This is a genomic window from Pseudomonas extremaustralis (genome assembly GCF_900102035.1).
In the GTDB taxonomy this organism is placed as follows: Bacteria; Pseudomonadota; Gammaproteobacteria; order Pseudomonadales; family Pseudomonadaceae; genus Aquipseudomonas; species Aquipseudomonas extremaustralis.
The window spans coordinates 2,106,256-2,127,244 of the sequence record NZ_LT629689.1 but is presented as its reverse complement, the minus strand read 5'-3'; the positions used below and the strand labels follow the sequence as shown (position 1 = coordinate 2,127,244).

The following is a 20,989-nucleotide window of genomic DNA, read 5'->3' as shown; positions in this document are numbered from 1 at the left end:
AAACGGATAGGGGAGATTCATCATGCACGCGACGATGGAACATATGACGATCTGGGGCTTGATCAGCGACGCCAGCCTGTTGGTCAAGGCGGTAATGGTTACGTTGCTGCTGGCGTCCTTGCTCAGTTGGTACCTGATCATCAGGCGCGGCAGCGTGTTGCGGCACCTGGAGCGGCAGATGAACGATTTTGTGCAGCGCTTTCGCGCGGCGCCGGATGTGCAGGCGCTGTACCGCGAAGCTGTGCAGGCGGACGAGGGCGGCATCGCGCCGATCTTTATCGCTGGGGTCCAGGAGTACCAACACCTGCACAGCCATGATCCGGCGGTGCTCGAAGGTGTGGAGCGCGCCCTGCAGGTGGCGATCACCGAGCAGGAAATCGAGCTGGAAAAGGGCCTGCAATTCCTGGCGACCGTGGGTTCGGTCAGCCCTTACATCGGCCTGTTCGGCACCGTGTGGGGCATCATGAATTCGTTCCTCGGCTTGTCCCAGGTGCAGCAGGCCACACTGTCCACGGTAGCGCCAGGGATTGCCGAAGCGCTGATCGCCACGGCCATCGGCCTGTTCGCCGCGATTCCGGCGGTGATTGCCTATAACCGCTTTGCGTCGCGCAGCCAGACCTTGCTCACCCGCTACTACGCCTTCGGCAACGAACTGCAAGTGCGCCTGCATCGCAGCCTGCGCGGTACACCGATCAACCTGGCCGCGGCCGCCTGAACAGGAGCACTGCGATGTTAGTCAGGCCGCAACGCAAGCACGGGCCCAAGGCCGAGATGAACGTGGTGCCCTATATCGACGTGATGCTGGTGCTGCTGGTGATCTTCATGGTCACCGCGCCGATGCTGACCCAGGGCGTGAAGGTCGAGCTGCCCAAGGTCGCCGCCGAGGCGCTGGCCACCGATACCCGCCAGCAGATCCTCACGTTGTCGGTGAAGGCCGACGGTGGCTACTTCTGGAACCTAGGCGCCGAACTCGACACCCGGCACCAGACCGACAGCGCCGTGACCCTGGAGGAGATGGGCGCCAAGGTCATGCAGGTGGTGGCGGCACGCAGCGACACCCAGGTATACATCCGCGCCGACGACAGCGCCGGTTATGGCCGTGTGGTGGCGGCCATGGCGGTGTTGCAGAAAGGCGGGGTCAGCAACCTGGGGCTGGTGACAGAGGCCCCGCAATGACGGCGATGACCATGCACAATCCGACGCTGGCGATGGCGCCCCGGCAGCCTTCCGGGGTATGGAGAAACAGCCTCGCCGCCAGCCTGGCGGTGGCCCTGCACGTGGGCGTAGGGGCGGCACTGATGCTGGGCTGGTCGACGGAAAAGCCGCCGGTGGACGCGCCGCGGGTGATGCATACCCAACTGGTGATGTTGCCGGCGGCACCGGTACCCGCGCCGGTTCCTGAACCGCTGGCGGTTACGCCGCCAGCGCCGGAGCCTGCGGCGGTGCCGGCAGTGGTGAAACCCACGGTGGACCCGCAGGTCCAGGCGCGAAAACTGGAGAAAGCCGCCCTGGCGCGCAAGCGGGTCGAAGAGAAAAAGGTCGAACAGCAACAACAGCGCCAGGCCACCGAACAGCGCAACCGCGAACTGGAGCAACAACGGCTGAACCAGGAACGCCTGGCCGCAGCCACCCCACGCGCCACCGCACCTGCATCGGTCCCGGCCTTTGACAGCCGCCAATACCAACCCTTGAGCAAGGAAGCCCCGGACTATCCCGAGCGCGCCCTGGACAAGCAGATCGAAGGCGACTGTTCGGTCGAATACACCGTCAACACCCAGGGCCGCGTGGAACACCCCAAGGTGCTGGAGGGCTGTCATCCGCTGTTTATCCGGCCGTCATTGGCGGCGGCGGCTACCTTCCGCTACCAGCCAAGGATCGTCGAGGGCAAGGCGGTCGCCGTACCGGCAGTGCGTAACACCTTTCACTACCGCATCAAATGAGAGGCTTATGTGCGTTCCTTCTGACGTTGGGCGAATACCGCTTTGCCCACGCCTTGCAGGATCGCGTCGTTCTGTGGGGTGTGCACGCGGCTGCACAGCACGTCGCGGTAGTGCCGTTGCAACGGGCTATGGCGCGACAGACCGGGGTTGCCGCAGGCCTCGATGGCCAGTTCCACGGCGCGGATGGCATTGTGGGTCACTAGGTACTTCAACTGCGTCGCACTGGCCGCCGGGGTGTGGCCTTCGGCGGCGGCGTCGAGCAGGCTGCGGTTGGCGAACAGCAGGGTGTCGATATGCCCGACGGTTTCCTGGAATCGCGGCAAGGTCGACAGCGCGGCGCCCAGGTTGGACGGCTGGCGTTGTTCCAGCCAGTTCACCAGCCAGTCCCGTGCGGCCTGGGCCACCGCGTCATACACCGAGGACAGCAACACCGACATCCACAGCAGACCTTCGCCATCCAGTTCCGGTTGCGGCGTGCTCCAGGGGCTGACGCTGACCGCGTGGTCCAGTGGCACCAGCACGTTGTCGAACAGCACGTCATGGCTGCAGGTGGCGCGCATGCCCAGATGGTCCCAGGTGTCGATGATGCTCACGCCAGGGCTGTCCTTGGGCACCAGCCAGGCGCCGACCAATGGGTCCGGGTCATCGCTGCGCGCCCAGACGCTGAACCAGCTCAGGCCATGGCTGCCGGTGGAGTAGATCTTGCGCCCGCTGATGCGCCAGCCGTCGGCCGTGCGCACGGCGGTGGTCGCCGGCAGGCCGCCGCGCGCCGGGGTGCCGAGGTCGGGTTCGACGCGCAGGGCATTGATCAATGCACCGTTGCGCACCGCATCCTCGGCCACGCGCTTGCGCAGGTGCTGGGGCCAGGTCTTGCTGTCTTGCAGGCGCGTGTGTTGCAGGTACTGCATGACCAGAATCAGTGCGGTGGACGGTTCGCCCTTGGCGATCGCACTGATCGCCTTGCGGGCCTGGGACAGACCGGCGCCGCCGCCGCCCAGGGCCTTGGGCACGGTGAGCGCCAGCAGGCCATGCTCGTGCAGCAACTGGAAGTTGGCGTGGGGGAAGGCGCCGCTCTCGTCGTACCGCTGCGCGGTGCTGGCCAGCTCGGCGCTGAGGCGTTCGAGCAGGGCTTCAAAGTTGGCGACTTCCACGGAGCGTAGAGACGGTTGGGTCATGATGCGATCACTCGTAATACCGTAGGAGCGAGCTTGCTCGCGAAGATCGTTAACGATAACGCGGGCATTCTGGATGAACGCGTTGCCTGGACGTTTTTCGCGAGCAAGCTCGCTCCTACAGGGGGTATGCAGGTCGGGCGGGGTGTTTATGCCAGGGCGTTTTGCTGGGCTTGGACCTCGGTGGCGCCGCTGTAGCGGTTGGCCGGCACGTCCAGGCCGAGGTTATCGCGCAGGGTATGGCCGCTGTACTCGCTGCGGAACAGGCCGCGCTGTTGCAGCACCGGGACCACCAGCTCGGTGAAGTACTGCAGGCCGTCCGGCAGTACCGAGTTGACGATGAAACCATCGCTGGCGCCGCGCTCGAACCAGGTCTGGATCGCATCGGCGACCTGTTCCGGCGTGCCGACGAAATCACGCTTGGGCCGCGAGAAGTGCAGCGCCACTTCGCGCAGGGTCAGGCCTTGGTCCCTGGCCAGTTGCTTGATGCGGTCGGAGCCGCCTTTCTGGCTGTTGGCGCCCAGGTCGCCGAGTTCCGGGAAGGGCGCGTCCAGCGGGTATTGGCTGAAGTCGTGGTCGTTGAACGGGCGGCCGAGGGCGACGATGGCGTCCTCCACGGTGACCAGCTCCACGGCCTGCCGGTAGCGGCGTTCCACCTCGGCCTCATCGCGCCCGACGATCGGGCGGATACCCGGCAGGATCGACAGGCTGTCGGGGTCGCGGCCAAAGCTTTTGGCGCGGCGCTTGAGGTCCTGGGTGTAGGCCAGGCCTTCGTCGAGGCTGTCCACATGCACAAAGATCGCATCGGCGTTTTGCGCGGCGAAGTTGCGCCCGGCCTCCGAGGTGCCGGCCTGGAAAATCGCTGGCTGGCCCTGGCGCGAGCGCGCAATGTTCAACGGGCCTTTTACCGAGAAAAACTCGCCTTTGTGGTTCAACGCATGCAGCTTGCCGGGGCTGAAGAACTCGCCGCGCTGCTTGTCGTAGGTAAAGGCGTCGTCCTCCCAGGAGTCCCACAGGCCCTTGACCACATCCAGGTGCTCCTTGGCGATGCGGTAGCGCACGGCATGGGGGGGATGCTCGGCCTTGCTGAAGTTGTCGGCGGTGCCGCTGAGCCATGAGGTGACCACGTTCCAGCCGGCGCGACCGCCGCTGATATGGTCCAGGGACGCGAGCTGGCGCGCCACCTGGTAGGGCTCGGTGTAGCTGACGGTCACGGTGGCGACCAGACCGATATGGGTGGTCAGTGCCGCGAGGGCTGAGAGGATGGTCAGCGGCTCGAAACGGTTGAGGTAGTGCGGGCTGGATTTAGGGTGGATATGCAGGCTGTCGGCGATGAACACGAAGTCGAACTTGGCGGCTTCGGCCAGTGCGGTCTGCTGCTTGTAGAAGCCAAAATCCGTGCTGGCATTCGGTTGGGCCTGCGGGTGGCGCCATTCGCCCCAGCCGTGGCCGACACCGTGGACCATGGCCCCGAGTTTCAGTTGACGTGGCTTGCTCATGTTCTGCTCCTTTAGCGTGAGGCTTGATCGAGGGGGACACGCTTGGCGTTAAAGCTCTTGTCGAAGCCCTGGGACACGTCGAGGTGACGGGTCAGCAGGCCTTCTTTTTGATAGGTGTCGGCGGTCACTTGCAGGCCGCTGATCACGGCGTCGTCGATGAGCACGGGGTTCAGGCGCGTGTCCTTGGCCACTTCCACGTGCACGGCCAACGGCAGGCCAGTGATCTTGGCCTGGGCGGCGGCGTATTCGTTGGGGTGGGTGTTGGCCCACGCGTAGGCGCGATCCACCCGCGCGACAAAGTCATCCAATTGCGCGCGCTTGTCGGCGATGGCCTGGCCGGTGGCGGCGAGGTACAGGTGGTTGCTCAGCAGCGTGTTGCCGCTGACCAGCACACGGGCCTGGCTTTGCGAGGTGACCACGGTGGTATATGGGTCCCAGGTGGCCCAGGCGTCGACGGTGCCGTTATCCAGTACCAGGCGCGATTCGCTGGGCAGCAGGAAAATGAACTGCACATCCTGGGTGCTCAAGCCGGCGCTGGCCAGGGCCTTGATTGCCAGGTAGTGCCCGATGGACCCGCGACCGGTGACGATTTTCTTGCCCTTGAGATCGGCCACGGTGTTGATCGGCGAATCCTTGGGCACCACCACGGCGGTGGTGTTGCGCCCTTCGGCGTGGATGATGCTGACCACCTTGAGTGACCCGCCGGCGCCCAGGGCGAACACGTAAGGTGCATCGCCCAGAGCGCCGATATCGACGGCGTTGGCATTCAAGGCTTCACCCAGGGGCGAAGCGGAAGGGAACTCCGACCATTGGATGGTATAGGGCACGTTTTTCGCCTCGCCGGAGACTTCCAGCAGGGCCTTGATCGTGGATTTCTGGTTCGCCACCCGCAGCGGTTGCAGGTCGGCGGCTGCTGCGGTAGCGGCCAGGCCAAGGGCCAGTGCGGTGCCCAGGAGCAGGCGTTTGAACGGGGTGGTAAAGACCATGGGATGCAGGCTCCAGGCAGATCGTGATAAGGATTCGCTTACCTCCGCCTGGAGAAGGGGTCGGTGAGGAGTTCACGTTATGCCCATAAAAACCTGCTGTGAAGTTCTTTTTGGTTATATGTTAATTATTAAAATAATTGATTATGTGTTGGTTAATTATTCTTTTATTGCATCTGATGCGGGCCGGCTTGTTGAGGTGAGCCCGCGCACCACCTCGACAAACCTGCGGGATCAGGTGCGAAAGCGCCCCACCAGCCCGCTCAGTTCGGCCGCCAGCCGCGACAGGTCATGGCTCGCGGCGTTGGTCTGCAAGGCGCCCGCCGCGGATTGTGCCGACAGGTCGCGGATCGCCACCAGGTTGCTATCCACCTCACGGGCGACCTGGGCCTGCTCTTCGGCGGCACTGGCAATCACCAGGTTGCGCTCATTGATCTGGCCGATGGCCGCGAAGATATCCTCCAGCACGACGCCCGACGCCTGGGTGATCGCCAGGGTGCCGCGCGCCCGCGCCGTGCTGCTGCGCATCGAATCCACCGCCTGTTCGGCCGTGCTTTGCACGCTCGCAATCATCTGTTCGATCTCGCGGGTCGATTCCTGAGTGCGGTAGGCGAGGGTGCGCACCTCGTCGGCCACCACCGCGAACCCGCGCCCGGCTTCACCGGCGCGGGCAGCTTCGATCGCTGCGTTGAGGGCCAGCAGGTTGGTTTGTTCCGAGACGGCTCGGATCACGTCCAGCACCTTGCCGATGTTGCGCACTTCATCGGCGAGGTGCTGGATCCGTTCGGCGCTGTCCTGGATCTCGGCGGTCATCGATTGCGTACCGTCGATGTTCTCGCGCACCTGCTGGCGGCTTTTTTCCGACAGCGTATTGGAGGCGGTGGCCGCCTGTGAGGTAGACACCGCGTTGCGCGCCACTTCTTCGACCGCACTGGTCATCTGGTTGACGGCGGTCGCGGCCTGTTCCAGTTGCATGTCCTGTTGCTGCAGGCCACGGTTGCTTTCTTCGGTGACGGCATTGAGTTCTTCGGCGGCCGAGGCCAACTGCGTGGCCGAATCGCCGATCTGGATCAGTGTTTCGCGCTGGCTCGCTTGCATGCGTTGGAGCTCAACGAACAGCTCGCCGATTTCATTGCGGCCGGGCGCGACAACCTCATGGGTCAAGTCGCCGCCGGCAATGCGCTTGAAGTGCTCGCCGGCCACGCGCAATGGACGCAGGACGGTGCCCGAGATGAAAAACCAACAAGCGACGGCGAGCGCCAGGGTCAGCAGGATCAAGGCGATGGCCAGCGTCTGCGCAGCCTGTAGCCGCGCAGCCGCCTGGGTGTTGATCGCCTGGGTCCGAGCATCCAGTGCGCCGATCAGCTTGACGCGAATCTCCTGAAGCTTGGTCATGCCGTTGCCTGCGGCGATATTCACGTGGAAATAGGCTTCGGCGGAGTGCGCACGCGCGGCGGCGCGCTGGCCGACGACGGCCGCGCCGTACTCGTCGAATGCCTGCTTGAGACCGTCGGCGAGGGCCATCAGCTGTGGGTCACGCAAGTCAGTGGTCGACGCATTGACCTTGGCGATGGCTTCATTCCAGATCGCTTCGCTGCGCACCAGACGGGCTTCAGCGTCTTCGGTACGCCCGCCGACGATCTCGATAAACGCCGAGGACACGTTGGCGCTGGTCCGGATCGCCAGCAGCAATGCGTTGTTGATGCCGTCGATTTGTCGCGATGTGCGGCCCAACTCGTCGATCTGGTTGTGACTGAGCACCGCCGACCGCCAACCGTTCAGGGTCGAAAACAGCAGTGCGACGACAAACAACAGCAGCACCCCAAGCATGCCGGTGCGAACTTTCAGATGGGCGAACATGGACGTACTCCGCAGACCACTGGATTAATAATCTTCGAACTATCCGCATTCACTCGCGGAACTTGAGTGGCAGAAGTGCGATCCCGTTCGATTATCGAACCCAGTGTTCAACGGTGCGGGTACGCGGGCTGATTGGGCGCCGCGCCGCCGTCATTTCAGATCACATAGAAACCATGGGTACCGTCGCGGGCCAGTTGCTCGACCAGGCCGAACTCCCAATCCAGGTAGGCCTGCATGGCTTCCCTGGGGTTGTCGGTGCCTTCGTACGGGCGACGGTAGCGGTCGATACGCGGGGAGGCCAGGTGGGTTTCACCTTCTTCCAGCGGCAGTTGCGCGTTGATCCAGCCGGTGGTGCCGTCTTGCAGCAGGAACACGGGCTTGCCGGTGATGGCCTCGACTTCCGCCACCGCCAGGCGCGCCAGTTGGCTGCTGCCGCAGGTCAGCACATAACGCTGGGCGGCCGGCACGTTGGCCAGGGCCTCGGCCAATTGCGCGCGCAGGACCCACCAGGCACCGGGGATATGACGTTTGACGTAGTTGGCGCTGGCGGTGAAATCCAGCACCACGGTGTCGCCATGGGCCAGCCATTCGGCGAGGGTCTGCGGGCTGATCAATTCGGCCTGGGGTGGGGCGGGCACCGGGGCGACCCAGGCACCTTTGTCGCTGAAGTGCGTCGGTTGCAGGCCGTCCAGCACGTATACCTCCCAGCCCAATTGCGCCAGCCACGAGGCGGACATGTTCGCGCGCACGCCATCGTCATCGGCCAGCACCAGACGCGCACCGCGCACGCTGGCGACATGGTCGGTTTCCTGCACCAGCTGGCCACCCGGCGTGGAGCGGGCGCCGGGCAGGTGGCCGGCGTCGAATTCTTCCGGGGTGCGCACATCGAACAGGTAGGTGGTGCGTGTCGCCTCCTGCTGCCAGCGTTGCAGATCGGCGAAGGTGGCACGGCCGACGCGAGCCTTGTCGGCCACGCGGCGTGCATCCTCGGCGGCCGCTTGGCGATGGGCTACGGAGGTTGGAGCGAAACGACGGGACTGGCCATGGGCGAGCTTCTGCCCGGCCAGGGTCCAGCCGATGGTGCCGTTGCGCAGTGCGCAAACCGGGTTGGCCACGCCGGCGTTGATCAGCGACTGGGTGCCGATAATGCTGCGGGTGCGGCCAGCGCAGTTGACGATGATGCGGGTGGCCGGGTCCGGCGCCAGTTCACGGGCGCGCAGCACCAGTTCGGCACCGGGCACACTGATGCCGGTGGGAATGCTCATGGTCTGGTATTCGTCGAAGCGGCGCGCGTCGAGCACCACCACATCGGCCTGGCTGTCGAGCAGCGCCTGCACCTCTTCGGCGGCCAGGGACGGCGTGTGGCGCTCGCTCTCCACCAGCTCGCCGAAGGCCTTGCTCGGCACGTTGACGTCGATGAACAGCTCGCCACCGGCCTTGCGCCAACCGTCCAACCCACCTTCGAGCAGGCTGACCTGGGTGTAGCCCAGCGCAACCAGACGCTCGGCTGCGCGGGCGGCGAGGCCTTCGCCGTTGTCGTAGACGGTGACCTGGGTATCACGCCGTGGAATGCGCGAGTACACCTCCAGCTCCAGCTTGGACAGCGGGATGTTCGCGGCGAACAGCGGGTGGGCCTCGGCGAACGGCGCTTCCTCGCGCACGTCCACCAGGGCGACTTCTTCACGGTCCAGCAGGGCCTGACGAATCCGGGCGAAGCTACGGGTCGACACGGTGCTCATAGGGCAGGGCTCTTTTCTTTGGACAAATCCCAGATATTCGGGAGGAAATCGTTGGAATAACCGGAGATAAACAGCTTCTCGCTGCCATCGGGCTGGTACACCGCGCGGCGCACCGCACCGATGTTGGCGCCGTACACATGAATGCTGATCGACACCTGGTCGCTGTGGGCATTGCTGACCTGGTGGATATCGCCGACCTTGGGCGATACCGCCTCGACCTGGCCCGGCACCAATTGGATCGGCTTGCCTTCGGCGATCAGGCGGCCATCGGGGGCGCGCGCGAAGCCTTGGGAAAACTCCGAACCGCGCAACATGCCGATCAGCCCCCACACCCGGTGGTCATGAATCGGCGTGCTTTGCCCCGGCCCCCACACAAAACTGACGATGCTGAACCGCTCGCGCGAATCGACATGCAGCAGAAACTGCTGGTAGCGCTCGGGATCGGGTTGGGCGAATGCATCGGGGAGCCAATCGTCATGGCTGACCAGTTGCGCCAACAGCTTGCCGCCACGGTGCAACAGGTCGCCTTCGCGTGGATTGCCGTCGATCAATTCGGCCAGGGCGCCTATGAAGGCTCTGAGTCTCTCGGGGTGTCGGGCCTGGGTCATGACAATTCCATCGTAGGGTCGGTGATGATGGTTTATATAAGCATAATGTTATTGGTTAATATGCTGTTTTTTAATGATTAGCTTATAGCTGAAGGTAATTTAGAACCGGTCTGAACAGCGTTAGACGTTATCGATCACAGCACGAGCTATCCACGCAGCTTTCCTGCAACTATGCTTCGCACACATCTTAATGACGGTTCTCTATGTGCGGCCCAAATGAAAATTGACGATATCGATGCCTTTGTCGAAGTGATTCGTTGCCAGTCCATCAGCCATGCCGCCGAGTCGTTGCAACTGACCCAGCCGGCCATTACCCGCCGCGTGCAGAACTTCGAGCAGGCGCTGGGGGTGGAGCTGTTCGACCGCAATACCAAACCCCTCAAGCCTACGCTGATCGGCACCCGCGTCTATGAGCAATGCCGGCTGATCCTGCGCGAAATGGATGCCCTGCGCGAACTGGTGGCCACCGACGCACCGCCCACCGGCGTGTTGCGCCTGGGCGTGCCGCAGACCATCGGCGACGTGGTGCTGCTCGATGCGCTCAAGCACCTGCGCAGCGAATACCCCGACCTGCGCGCCCAGGTCGCCACTGGCTGGGGCAGCCAACTGGTGGGCAAGATCGAACGCGGCGAGCTGGACGCGGCGGCGGCGCTGTTTCCGGCGGGCAAGATCTTCCCGGACAACGTTATCGGCCAGTCCATCGGCAAGATGGAACTGGTGGTGGTCTGCGCCAAGACCCAGTTGCCGAAGAAGCCGTGCAAGCTGGCCGATATTTACCAGCACGGCTGGATTCTGAACCCGGACGGCTGCGGTTTTCGCGCGGGGTTGCAGCGCACGTTGTCGGATCAGGGCCTGGCCCTGCGGGTCAACCTGGAAACCTTCGGCACCGAGTTGCAGCTGGGCCTGGTGGCGGACGGCCTGGGCCTGGGCCTGGTCCCGCGCCCCTTGCTCGAACGCAGTGCCCATCGCGAGCAACTGGCGGCGATGCCGCTCAAGGACTTCAAGCCGGTGATGGATTTATGGCTGATCTACCCGCACTTCCTCGGCAACCTGCAAGGGCCGGTGGATGCGTTCGGCCAATGGGTGGCGGCGTCCCTGGACAAAATCCGCAACGCTGCCTGACCCTGGCTCAGGGGGGGGCAGCACAACCCTGACCATCGATAACGTTGTAATTCCTCAAGGCCTACGGTCTGATGGGCGCCGAAGCGGATACGTCAACGGTTGGGGAATGATGCGCGCAGAACTTGCACAATATGGCGGGATTACCGCGATGTTTCCGGCCGCCATCATCATTGCCGTCTGGTTGAGATATTCCATTCCCTGGGCACTTCGCACCTGGGTCATGACGGTAGGTCTGACGTATTCGATTGTTGCCTTGAGCAAGTTGCTGTTCAAAGGCTGGGGCTTGGCGTTTCAGTACATGGACATTGCGGTACTCAGTGGCCATGCGATGAATACCTGCTTGATGTTGATCGTGGGACTGAGTTTGATCGCGCGCCAATTCAATCCGGCCTTACGCTGGCCCGCGGCGCTCACGGGCGTATTGCTCGGTGGTGTTTTCAGTGCCTATTGCGTCGCGCCTTATATCCACCCGCTCAACGAGGCCCTGGCCGGTGCAGTCCTGGGGATGGTCGCAGCTCTGGGGTTTCTGTGGCGGATTGAATCGGAGCAGGTCAAGGTTCCCCTGGCCTTCATCGGCGCCGGCCTGGTCGCGCTGCTGGCCTGTGCCCTGATGCCCAAGTACAACGCCGAGTTGCTGCTCAACCGCGTCGCGGTGAGCCTTTCAGGTGCTGAACAGGCCCATCGGGAACCTGACTGGCGACAGGATGGTGCGGCGCACGACAAGGCCGAGTGAAGTCACCAGGCCCGGCGTCGGCGTTCTCAACACATACGCCACCGGCTCATGGCCGCTCCTCGGTGCCAGAGATATTGGCCAGCAGTTCGGCGGTCTTGACCTGCATGAACTGGCTATCACCGCGACTCTCCACACATAGGCATACCGACAGCGCATCGCTGACCTGCAACTTGAAGCGCCAATCGGCGAAGACCATGGACAGGCCCGAGCAGGACTCGTCGCTGTCCAGGGAATTGTCGGCATATAACACATGCATGCGTTCGACGACGCGTGTCGAGTTATTCACCTCGATATGAATATTTCCCGAAGAAGGAAATAGGCCAATACGCTCTACCAATAACTTAGCAGTATTCATGGTTTTGCCTCATTGCTCTAATCGACTTGCACTTTATTACGTGGCTGCGAGGAAGTAAGTTAATGTTATTTTTTGTCCGCTAATCAGCGCTTTGTTATTTTTAGTCTGCCTCGAGAGATGGCTGAGGATTAGAGGTTGTGATCATAATTGCCTGGCTGCTTTTTTAACTAATTGTTTAGGGTTAATACAATGCGGCGCGAGGGAGGTTGCCTTGTTCAATAGGATTTTGATCGTATGCGTCGGCAATATATGTCGCAGTCCGACAGCGGAAAAACTGCTGAGTGCGGCATTGGCGTCCTCTGACATTGAAGTGAGTTCGGCGGGATTGGCGGCATTGCCCGGCCACCCCTTGGAACCTATCGCTTCACAGTTGCTGCAGGAGCATGGGCATACCCCGCTCGCCCATAAGGCGCGTCAGCTGACAAGTGAAGCGGTGAGTGATGCCGACTTGGTCCTCGTCATGGAACAACGCCATATCGAAGGCGTGCTCAATCTCGCCCCCGAGGCGAGGGGCAAGGTGTTCCTTTTGGGTAAGTGGCAGCAGAACCGGGAGATCAAAGATCCCTATCGCCAAGGAAAACCCGCCTTTGTGCACGCTTATGCATTGATCGAACAAGCCGCCGAGGCATGGGCGCAGCGATTGGTGGGTTAAGTGCGGCAGCGAGGACTTGTCTGTCTTTCTTGTGGCAGATCACGACAGTTGAAGTGTGTATCGAATGCACTACAAAAAGTGGGTTTTAACTGAAAAGTCTAATGATTGTTTTGTCAGGCTCTAGTGAGAGTTTGTGTATTGAGTGAAGTCGTTAAACGTGCATGGAGCCGGGCGTCTTGCACCCTGTGCCATTCCTTGACTATTGGTAAGAAAAAGAACTGACTTATGCGATCAGCACCCGCTTTTATTTCACAGAACACCGAAGAAACCGATTTGGATTTTATGATGCTGCTGGGGACGCTGCTGGATCATAAGTGGCTGATCGGTGGAATCAGTATGGTCTTTATGGCGCTGGGTGCGACCTATGCCTTGTTGTCGCCTCCCGTCTATCAAGCGACGGCGTTGGTTCAGGTTGAACCGAAGAAGAGCGACATGCTGGGGTTTTCGGATGTCGGCAGTCTCCTCGGGAAAGAGTCGCCCACGGTGACGGAAATCGAGCTGATCCGCTCGAGAATCACCATCGGTACTGCCGTCGATAATCTGAACCTGGATCTTGAGGTCAAGCCTCGGTACTTGCCGCTGGTGGGTGACTTTATCGCGCGCCGTTTCAAACCTGCCGAGCCCCATGCGGTGGCGAGTCCTTGGTTTGGGCTGGACAGTTTCGCCTGGGGCGGAGAGGCGCTGACGTTTTCGCAACTCAAGCTGCCTACCGAACTGCTGGGCCAGGAACTGACCTTGACGGCGGGCAGCGGCAACAGTTTTACCCTGTCCGATCAGGACGACCACGTTCTGCTTATCGGTCAGGTCGGGCGTTTCTACGACAGCAATGGCATCAAGTTGCAGGTCGCGACGCTGCAGGCCAATCCGGGTACCCAATTTCGCGTCGTGCGTTCGCCGCGCCTGACCAGCATTTTGCGCTATCAGAAACTGTTGGATGTGGCGGAGCGCGGCAAGGAGTCGGGCATCATCGGCCTGGCGCTGGAAAGCACCCAGCCGGCCGCCGCGATTCAGGTGCTCAATGAAGTCATGCGGATCTACGTGCGGCAGAATATCGATCGTACATCGGCGGAGGCCGCCCAAAGCCTGGCGTTCCTGAAGGGCCAATTGCCCCAGGTGCGCAAGGACGTCGAACAGGCGGAAGCGGCGCTGAATCAATTTCAGATACGCAATAAAACCATCGACATCAGCCTGGAAGCCAAGGCCATCCTCGATCAGATCGTTGCGCTGGATGCGAGCATCTCCGAACTCAAGATGCAGCAGGCGGAAATCGAGCGAAAGTTCACGCCCCAGCACCCGGTGTATCGCGCCTTGCTTACCCAGTTGGCTGAACTAACCGCGCGCCAGGACGATTTGGCCAAGAAAGTGGAGAGCCTGCCCACCACGCAGCAGGAACTGCTGAGCCTGACCCGCGACCTGAAAGTCAGTACCGAAATCTACACACAGTTGCTGAACAAGTATCAGGAGCTGGATGTGATGCGCGCCGGCACCGTTGGCAATGTGCGGCTGATCGACGCCGCCGATGTCGACCTGCGCAATCCTGTCAGGCCGCAGAAGGCGCTGATCGTGGTGATCGCCACACTGCTCGGTGCGTTTGTCGCCATCGCTCTGGTGCTGTTTCGCAAGGCGCTCAATCGGGGCATCACCAACCCCAATGACTTGGAAAAACTCGGGCTGCCGGTGTATGCGGCCATCCCCTTCAGCGCGCTGCAAAAAGACGTTGACCAGAGAAACCATCGCAGTGGCAAGAGCGACGCGATGCAGTTGTTGTCTGTCAGTAATCCAACGGACCTGGCTATCGAGGGGTTGCGCAGCCTGCGTACCAGCCTGCATTTCGCCATGCTTGAGGCCGGGAATAACCGTCTGATGATCTCCGGTCCCAGCCCGCAGGTGGGCAAGACATTCATCTCGGCGAACCTGGCGGCGGTGGTTGCCCATTCTGGCCAGCGCGTGTTGCTGGTGGACGTGGATATGCGCAAAGGCTACTTGCACAAGGTCTTTGGGGTGTCGGCTGAAAACGGGTTGTCCGATCTGCTGGCCAAGAGCTGCGACCTCTCGGCGGCCATCCACCACACCGCGGTGGACAACCTTGACGTCATCGGTCGCGGGCATATTCCGCCGAACCCATCCGAATTATTGATGCACGCCAACTTCACCGCGTTTCTTGAACAGGTCAGCGCGTTGTACGACTTGGTGATTCTGGATACCCCACCGTTTCTCGCGGTGACGGACGCGACCATTGTCGGCCGTCAATCCGGCACCAACCTGATCGTGGCCCGCTTCGAGATGAACTCGGTGCGCGAGGTGGAGCTGACGATGCGTCGCTATGAACAAAACGGCATCGAACTCAAAGGCGCGATTTTCAACGGCATCGAGAAACGCTCATCCGCCAAGTACGGGTACGGCGCCTACAGCTATTACAACTACGAATACAAGTCAGACAGCGTTTGACCTCGAGCTGTCGGCAATTGAAGTCCCATGCCCAGCACGTTTACCACTGGCCGCAAGTTCAACGAGAAACGCTATGAAAGTCACAGTTTTTGGTATCGGTTATGTTGGCCTCGTCCAGGGTGCGGTACTCGCCGAAGTCGGCCACGATGTGCTGTGTGTCGATATCGATGCCCATCGGGTCGAGCGCTTGAACCAGGGGCATATTCCGATCTACGAGCCTGGCCTGGAAGCACTGGTCAAGGAAAACCACGGGGCCGGCCGCTTGAATTTCACCACCGATGCCGTGGCCGGCGTCAAACACGGTGAAGTGCAATTTATCGCAGTGGGCACGCCGCCCGATGAAGATGGCTCCGCTGACCTGAAGTATGTGCTGACGGTGGCCGAGACCATTGGCCAGCACATGCAGGTGCCGCTGACCATCATCGATAAATCCACCGTGCCCGTGGGCACGGCCGACAAGGTCAGTGCATGCGTGGCCGCCATGCTGGCTGCGCGTGAGCGTAGCGACTTGACCTTCGACGTGGTGTCCAACCCGGAGTTTCTCAAGGAAGGCTGTGCGGTGGCTGACTGCATACGCCCGGACCGGATTGTCATCGGCACTGCCAGCCAGCATGCCGAAGACGTCATGCGCGAACTCTACGCACCGTTCAATCGCAACCACGAAAAGATCATCGTGATGGATGTGCGCAGCGCCGAGTTGACGAAGTACGCCGCCAACTGCCTGCTCGCCACCAAGATCAGCTTCATGAACGAAATGGCCAACCTGGCCGAGAGACTGGGGGCCGATATCGAGATGGTGCGCCAGGGCATCGGCTCCGATCCGCGCATCGGCTATCACTTTCTCTACGCCGGCGTAGGTTATGGCGGTTCGTGCTTTCCAAAGGACGTCCAGGCGTTGATTCAGACCGCCGACAGCATCGACTTCGATGCCACGCTGCTCAAGGCGGTGGAGCGGCGCAATGCGGAACAGAAAAATACCCTGTTCAACAAACTGTCCAACCACTTCAAAGGTGAGCTGGCGGGCAAGACCTTTGCGCTGTGGGGGCTGAGTTTCAAGCCTAATACCGATGACATGCGCGAGGCACCCAGCCGGGTACTGATGGAAGCGCTCTGGCGTTCGGGCGCCAGGGTCCAGGCGTTCGACCCGCAAGCGATGGAGGAGACCCAGCGCATCTACGGCGACCGCGAGGACTTGCGTCTGTGCGGTACCAAGGAGGCCTGCCTCAAGGGCGCCGAGGCCTTGCTGATTGTCACCGAGTGGCAGGTGTTCAAGGCGCCGGATTTCAATGTGATCAAACAGCAACTCAAGCAGCCGCTGATTTTTGACGGACGCAACCTGTACGACCCCGTCAGCGTGCTGAAGAAAGGCATTGAATACATTTCCGTTGGGCGACCTCTCGGCACGGTATAGGTCATCCCATGAGCGTGCTCAAAAGAATCATCAATGGCATTGGTGCCAACTCGTTTGGCCAGGTGGTCAACCTGTTGATCCAGCTGGTCAGCGTGCCGGTGTTGATCGCCAGCTGGGGCTTTGCCGCCTACAGCGAGTGGGTCGTGCTGTCGGCGATCCCGACCTATCTGGCGCTGTCCGACCTGGGCGTGACCACCGCGGCTTCCAGCAAGGTCGTGATCTGGCATGAACGAGGACGCGTCAGGGTGGCCCGCGCGATCTACAGCACCAGCTTTGCGTTTCTATTGATGGCCGGGCTCAGCGTGCTGGTGCTGACCCTGGGCGCCCTGGCGTTTTTCGATCTGTTCAGTGCACTCAATCTCAAGGCCATCAGGAACAGTGATGGGGTGTTGATCCTTTCGGCGCTGACGGGGTATTCGCTGCTGTGTCTGTTTACCAACATGATCTCGATACGCTACAGGGCCAGCAAGGCGCTGCCGTTGTCGGCACTCATCATGAATGTCATCAGGATGCTGGAGTGGACGGCTGCGTTGTTGTGCGCGTCGTTCACCCACAGCCTGGTCGCTACCAGCCTGACGCTGCTCACCGTGCGCCTGGTCGGCATTCTCAGCAAAAACCTGATTGCCAATCGGTTGGGGATCGGCCTGCATTTCGACTCGTCGGCAATCGGCAGGCGGGCGTTTACCACCTTGATCAAACCCTCGATTGCCTCCCTGGCCTTTCCCATCGGTCTGGCGCTGAACGTACAGGGGTTGATCATTCTGTTGTCGGTGCTGCTGTCTCCGGCCCATGCGGCGATCTTCGGTCTTTACCGCACGATCTCGAGGGTGCTGGTGCAGTTTTCGACGGTGGTGAATCAGTCGCTTTGGCCGGAGATTTCCTATGCGTTCTCTGTCGGTGACAACCAATTGGTCAGAAAGATGATTCGATACGCCTTGAAGTTTTCGCTGCCTATCGCCTGTGTGATGGGGGTCTTGGTGGTGGTGTTCGGCGGGACGATATTCGATGTGTGGTCAGGCAGGAAAGACGATTACTCGTCCACCATCATGCTGGTGCTGACCATCGGTGCACTGACCCATGTGGCCTGGCAGGTGTACTGGGTGGCTTTGATGGCGACGGCTTCCTACACCTCCTTCGCGGTGGTGTTCATGCTGGTGTCGATGGCCAGCCTGCTGGCGGTGTTCTTCCTGGCCAAAACCCTTGGCCTGCTTGGCGTCTGCTATGTGCTGGTGGCAACGGAGGTGGTTCTGTTCTGCTTCGCCAAGCACGGTTTCCATCGTCTTGAACTGAGGATGGCCCGTGTTAATTAATGACCTGATCCGCCATCGATTGAAAGTGAACCCGCTGACGCTCGATGGGCTCAAGTACCTGGCCAAGCGTGTGCTGTTGCTGGGGCGATTGCTCAAAGCCAACACTCGACAACGCGCGCTGCGTCGACAGGGTGCCACCCTGGGGTCGCTGGTGATGCTCAACGACGTTGAGTTCGAAGGCGGCGTCGCGCGTTTCAGCATCGGCACCGGCAGCTTTATCGGCAAGCGCACCTTTATCCAGTTGCATGCACCGGTACGGATCGGGGCCCACGTGGCGATCAATGACGGCGTGAGGATCCTGACGGGCTCCCATGGCCTGGATGATCCCGCGTGGCGGTTGAAGGTTGCCCCCGTGGCGATCGGTGATTACGCCTGGATCGCCACGGGCGCGATGATTCTGCCGGGGGTGACGATCGGTGAAGGGGCTGTGGTGGGGGCGGGCAGTGTGGTCAACCGCGACGTGGAACCTTTCACGGTCGTGGCGGGTAATCCGGCGCGGGTCGTCAGGTTGCGGGCCGCGCGCACGTTTACCTACAGCCCGGTCCGGTCCAGTGCCATCGTTGAAGCCTGGATGGGGAAATAAGATGATCCTGGTCGCCCATCCTGTCGGTAATCAGAACGTGCGTGCGTTGCTGCGCGCGTTGAATCAACGGCGGTTGCTGCATTCCTTCCACACTTCGCTCGCGCTGCACAAGGACTCGTTCCTGTGTCGTCTGCCGGTCGTGGGCAAAGAGTGCCTGCGACGCACGTTCGATCAGGTTGACGGTGCGTTGCTGCACAGCTATCCGCGTTACGACGTGCCTCGCGTGCTCTGCGACAAGCTCAAGTGGTATCGCCTGACGCAGCGCAACAGCGGCATTTTCTGCCCGGAAAATGTGTACAACCACATTGACCGGGCCAGTGCCAACTTCCTGTACCGGACGCCTCGCAAACCCAGCCAGGTATACGGCTATGACGGCAAGTGCCTGAGCTTGTTCCGCGCGTCCCGGGACATAGGCGGGATCACCCTCAATTATGAGGCGGCCTTCGGTTCCATCGCCTACGCGTGCCGGATGCTTGATCACGAACGCGAGGCCAATCCAGCCTGGCGGGCGAGCATACCGGACATCAGTGCCGACACCGTGCGCAAACAGACCGCGGAGCTTGAGTTGGCGGACAGGATCATTGTGGCGAGTCAATTCGCCAAGCGAACCCTGGGTGAGTACGGCATTGCCCCCGACAACATCGCGGTCACGCCCTACGGCGCACCCGCGCCGCTGGTCTGCCGGGAGACGGCAGTGCCGCCGGGCGCGCGCCTGAAGGTGATGTTTGTCGGTGCACTGACCCAACAGAAGGGCATCTCGTATTTTTTCGAAGCCCTGAATCTTGCCGCGAGCAGCATTGCGCTGGACGTCACCGTGATCGGCGGCGACTACGCCAATGGACGCAACCCGGCACTCAATACCGAGCTGAAGAAGTACCGGTGGCTCAGCTCGGCTTCCCACGATCAGGTGATTCGTCACTTGATGGAGGCCGATGTTTTGGTCTTGCCGTCACTCGCCGAGGCGTTTGGCCTGGTGGTGGGCGAGGCGTTGTCCACGGGGACGGCCGTCATCGTGTCGCAGAACTGCGGCGCGGCGGACCTGATTGTCGATGGTTTCAATGGCTACGTGGTGCCGATCAGGTCCGCCGAAGCCATCGCCACCCGCCTGGTTGAATTGGCCGACGACAAGGAAAAACTCAATGCGCTGAAGCACAACGCCGTGTTGTCTGCCGGCGGCGTGACGTGGGACAGCTATGCCGGGGAGGTGCTGGATGCAATCCTCTGCCAGCCTTGAAAGGGTCAGCCTGCACGAGCGCTACCGCAAACGTGTGGTCAGTGCGTTCGTGCTCATCTACCTGTTCATCCTGTTTGAAGGGGTCTTGCGCAAATGGGTGGCACCGGGGCTCAGCTCGGCCATTTATTTCATCAAGGACCCGATTGTTATTTACATCTATTGGTGCGCGTTCAGGTTCGGCTTCTTTTCGAAAAACCTGGTGTCGGCTTACTTCGTCGTACTGGTCATCGTGTTCTTTGTAATGGTGTCCGCATTCTTATTGAGCAGCCCTGAAGGATTGGTCATCTACGGCTATGGCGTGCGCAACTACCTGTTGTATTTCCCCTTGATCTTTGTGGCCGGCAAGACCCTGAGGTTGACGGATGTCTATCGGTTCGCGCGCATCACGCTGTTTTCCGCGATCCCGATCAGCGTTCTGGTGGTGCTGCAGTATTCGTCCGGGCCCCAGGCCTACGTAAACAAAGGCATTGGTGACGATGACTTCATCTTCATGATTGCCGACGGCGTCGTCAGGCCGTATGGCACCTTCACCTTTACCGCCGGCCACGTTGTGTATGTCTCGGCCTGCTTTGCCTTCCTGGTGGCGGCGGTCTTTGACAAGGCGCTGTTCCAGGCGGTGTTCGCGCGACGCTATGTACTCTTCGCGGTGTCGGCGGCGGCCGTGGCGGTGATGTGTTTCCTCACCGGATCAAGGTCCATTTATGCGTACGCGGCGATCGTCTTGCTGGCGGCGTTGGTGGTGGCCTTGATCAAGAAGTCGCAACGCAACCTGTTGGCGTTGTTCCTGCTTTCCGCGGGGTTATTTGTCAGCCTGCTGATCTTCATGTCGACCGACAGCTACCAGGTACTGGTCGAGCGAAACCGCAGCGCGGTCGCCAGTGAGGGCTCGCCGGTGACCCGGGCGTTCTCCAGCCTGTATGCGTTCACCCGCGTGGTCGATGATGCGCCGCTCTGGGGGCACGGTATCGGATCGGGTACCAACGCGGCCTCGACTCTGCTGCGCGCGGGGCGGGAGCAGGGCGCGGGGTTCTTGCTGGCCGAGGATGAGTGGTCGCGGATCGTCCTCGAGATGGGGCTTCCCGCCGGGGCGATGTTTATCCTCTTCAGGATCTTCGTGCTGCTCTGGTTGTTGCTCAAATCCTATAAAGCGCTGGTCAGGCAGGGCACGGGTGTTCCGTTGCTGCTCTGCGGTTTCCTGGCGCCGATCCTGTTCAACGGCGTCATGACCATGCAGGGCACGTTCCTGGCGTTCGGTGTGTTCTACGCCTGCCTGATTCTCGCGGCCTGCAAGAAAACCTGAATCAACTCAACGCATCAGCGGACGACAGCACTTGAAGTTA

At 61.3% G+C, this 20,989-nt stretch carries 19 protein-coding genes; 12 read left to right on the top strand and 7 right to left on the bottom strand.

The genetic code is table 11. The features are described 5' to 3' along the window. The first annotated feature begins 22 nt into the window (after positions 1-22). Genes tolQ through BLR63_RS09875 form a run of 3 tightly spaced genes read left to right on the top strand, consistent with a single transcriptional unit; the run spans position 23 to position 1,940 of the window. Positions 23-715 carry a protein TolQ gene (gene tolQ / locus BLR63_RS09885; RefSeq protein WP_010564313.1) on the top strand — a complete coding sequence of 231 codons (693 nt, stop codon included), beginning with the start codon at positions 23-25 and terminating at the stop codon, positions 713-715. A 14-nt stretch (positions 716-729) separates the two neighbouring features. Then, positions 730-1,176 carry a protein TolR gene (gene tolR, locus BLR63_RS09880; RefSeq protein WP_010564314.1) on the top strand — a complete coding sequence of 149 codons (447 nt, stop codon included), beginning with the start codon at positions 730-732 and terminating at the stop codon, positions 1,174-1,176. Further along, positions 1,173-1,940, top strand: coding sequence for an energy transducer TonB (locus tag BLR63_RS09875; protein WP_010564315.1), 768 nt, complete (start codon positions 1,173-1,175; stop codon positions 1,938-1,940). The genes tolR and BLR63_RS09875 overlap by 4 nt, the downstream gene beginning before the upstream one ends. 5 nt (positions 1,941-1,945) lie before the next feature. Here the strand turns inward: BLR63_RS09875 and BLR63_RS09870 are convergent, their stop codons facing one another. From BLR63_RS09870 to BLR63_RS09845, 6 genes are all read right to left on the bottom strand, one after another. After that, positions 1,946-3,115: an acyl-CoA dehydrogenase family protein gene (locus BLR63_RS09870; RefSeq protein WP_010564316.1), complete on the bottom strand. Its 1,170-nt coding sequence runs from the start codon at positions 3,113-3,115 to the stop codon at positions 1,946-1,948. Between the two features lie 146 nt (positions 3,116-3,261). Further along, complete coding sequence (locus BLR63_RS09865; RefSeq protein WP_010564317.1) at positions 3,262-4,611, bottom strand: LLM class flavin-dependent oxidoreductase; 1,350 nt, start codon at positions 4,609-4,611, stop codon at positions 3,262-3,264. Positions 4,612-4,622: 11 nt separating this feature from the next. Continuing rightward, a complete protein-coding gene (locus BLR63_RS09860; protein WP_010564318.1) occupies positions 4,623-5,597 on the bottom strand; it encodes an ABC transporter substrate-binding protein in 975 nt (324 codons plus the stop codon). 231 nt (positions 5,598-5,828) lie between these two features. Further along, a complete protein-coding gene (locus tag BLR63_RS09855) occupies positions 5,829-7,454 on the bottom strand; it encodes a methyl-accepting chemotaxis protein (protein WP_010564319.1) in 1,626 nt (541 codons plus the stop codon). Between the two features lie 155 nt (positions 7,455-7,609). Continuing rightward, positions 7,610-9,193 carry a rhodanese-related sulfurtransferase gene (locus BLR63_RS09850; RefSeq protein ID WP_010564320.1) on the bottom strand — a complete coding sequence of 528 codons (1,584 nt, stop codon included), beginning with the start codon at positions 9,191-9,193 and terminating at the stop codon, positions 7,610-7,612. Continuing rightward, positions 9,190-9,801, bottom strand: a complete 612-nt coding sequence (locus tag BLR63_RS09845; RefSeq protein ID WP_010564321.1) for a cysteine dioxygenase family protein — start codon at positions 9,799-9,801, stop codon at positions 9,190-9,192. Before BLR63_RS09845 ends, BLR63_RS09850 begins: the two co-directional genes overlap by 4 nt. A gap of 216 nt (positions 9,802-10,017) precedes the next feature. On the opposite strand from BLR63_RS09845, the gene BLR63_RS09840 reads away from it, so the two are divergent. Both BLR63_RS09840 and BLR63_RS09835 read left to right on the top strand, forming a co-directional pair. Beyond that, positions 10,018-10,923 carry a LysR family transcriptional regulator gene (locus BLR63_RS09840; RefSeq protein WP_010564322.1) on the top strand — a complete coding sequence of 302 codons (906 nt, stop codon included), beginning with the start codon at positions 10,018-10,020 and terminating at the stop codon, positions 10,921-10,923. Between the two features lie 109 nt (positions 10,924-11,032). After that, entirely contained in the window at positions 11,033-11,656 is a 624-nt protein-coding gene (locus tag BLR63_RS09835; protein WP_231998156.1) for a hypothetical protein, read from the top strand. A gap of 46 nt (positions 11,657-11,702) precedes the next feature. Here BLR63_RS09835 and BLR63_RS09830 read toward each other — a convergent pair whose 3' ends face one another. Next, a complete protein-coding gene (locus BLR63_RS09830) occupies positions 11,703-12,011 on the bottom strand; it encodes a phosphomannomutase (RefSeq protein ID WP_231998155.1) in 309 nt (102 codons plus the stop codon). 211 nt (positions 12,012-12,222) lie between these two features. Here BLR63_RS09830 and BLR63_RS09825 point away from each other — a divergent pair, with 211 nt between their 5' ends. The 7 genes from BLR63_RS09825 (at position 12,223) to BLR63_RS09795 (ending at position 20,949) form a co-directional block, all read left to right on the top strand. Further along, positions 12,223-12,663 carry a low molecular weight protein-tyrosine-phosphatase gene (locus BLR63_RS09825; RefSeq protein WP_010564325.1) on the top strand — a complete coding sequence of 147 codons (441 nt, stop codon included), beginning with the start codon at positions 12,223-12,225 and terminating at the stop codon, positions 12,661-12,663. Positions 12,664-12,888: 225 nt separating this feature from the next. Beyond that, entirely contained in the window at positions 12,889-15,111 is a 2,223-nt protein-coding gene (locus tag BLR63_RS09820) for a polysaccharide biosynthesis tyrosine autokinase (RefSeq protein ID WP_010564326.1), read from the top strand. A 73-nt stretch (positions 15,112-15,184) separates the two neighbouring features. Next, entirely contained in the window at positions 15,185-16,522 is a 1,338-nt protein-coding gene (locus tag BLR63_RS09815) for a UDP-glucose dehydrogenase family protein (RefSeq protein ID WP_010564327.1), read from the top strand. An 8-nt stretch (positions 16,523-16,530) separates the two neighbouring features. Further along, a complete protein-coding gene (locus BLR63_RS09810) occupies positions 16,531-17,832 on the top strand; it encodes a lipopolysaccharide biosynthesis protein (RefSeq protein WP_010564328.1) in 1,302 nt (433 codons plus the stop codon). Continuing rightward, a complete protein-coding gene (locus tag BLR63_RS32115) occupies positions 17,822-18,415 on the top strand; it encodes an acyltransferase (RefSeq protein WP_269458104.1) in 594 nt (197 codons plus the stop codon). The genes BLR63_RS09810 and BLR63_RS32115 overlap by 11 nt, the downstream gene beginning before the upstream one ends. 1 nt (position 18,416) lies before the next feature. Further along, positions 18,417-19,649: a glycosyltransferase family 4 protein gene (locus BLR63_RS09800; RefSeq protein ID WP_010564330.1), complete on the top strand. Its 1,233-nt coding sequence runs from the start codon at positions 18,417-18,419 to the stop codon at positions 19,647-19,649. Next, positions 19,627-20,949 (top strand): O-antigen ligase family protein, encoded by a 1,323-nt coding sequence (locus BLR63_RS09795; protein ID WP_010564331.1) that lies wholly within the window; start codon positions 19,627-19,629, stop codon positions 20,947-20,949. The genes BLR63_RS09800 and BLR63_RS09795 overlap by 23 nt, the downstream gene beginning before the upstream one ends. The last annotated feature ends 40 nt before the right edge of the window (positions 20,950-20,989 follow it).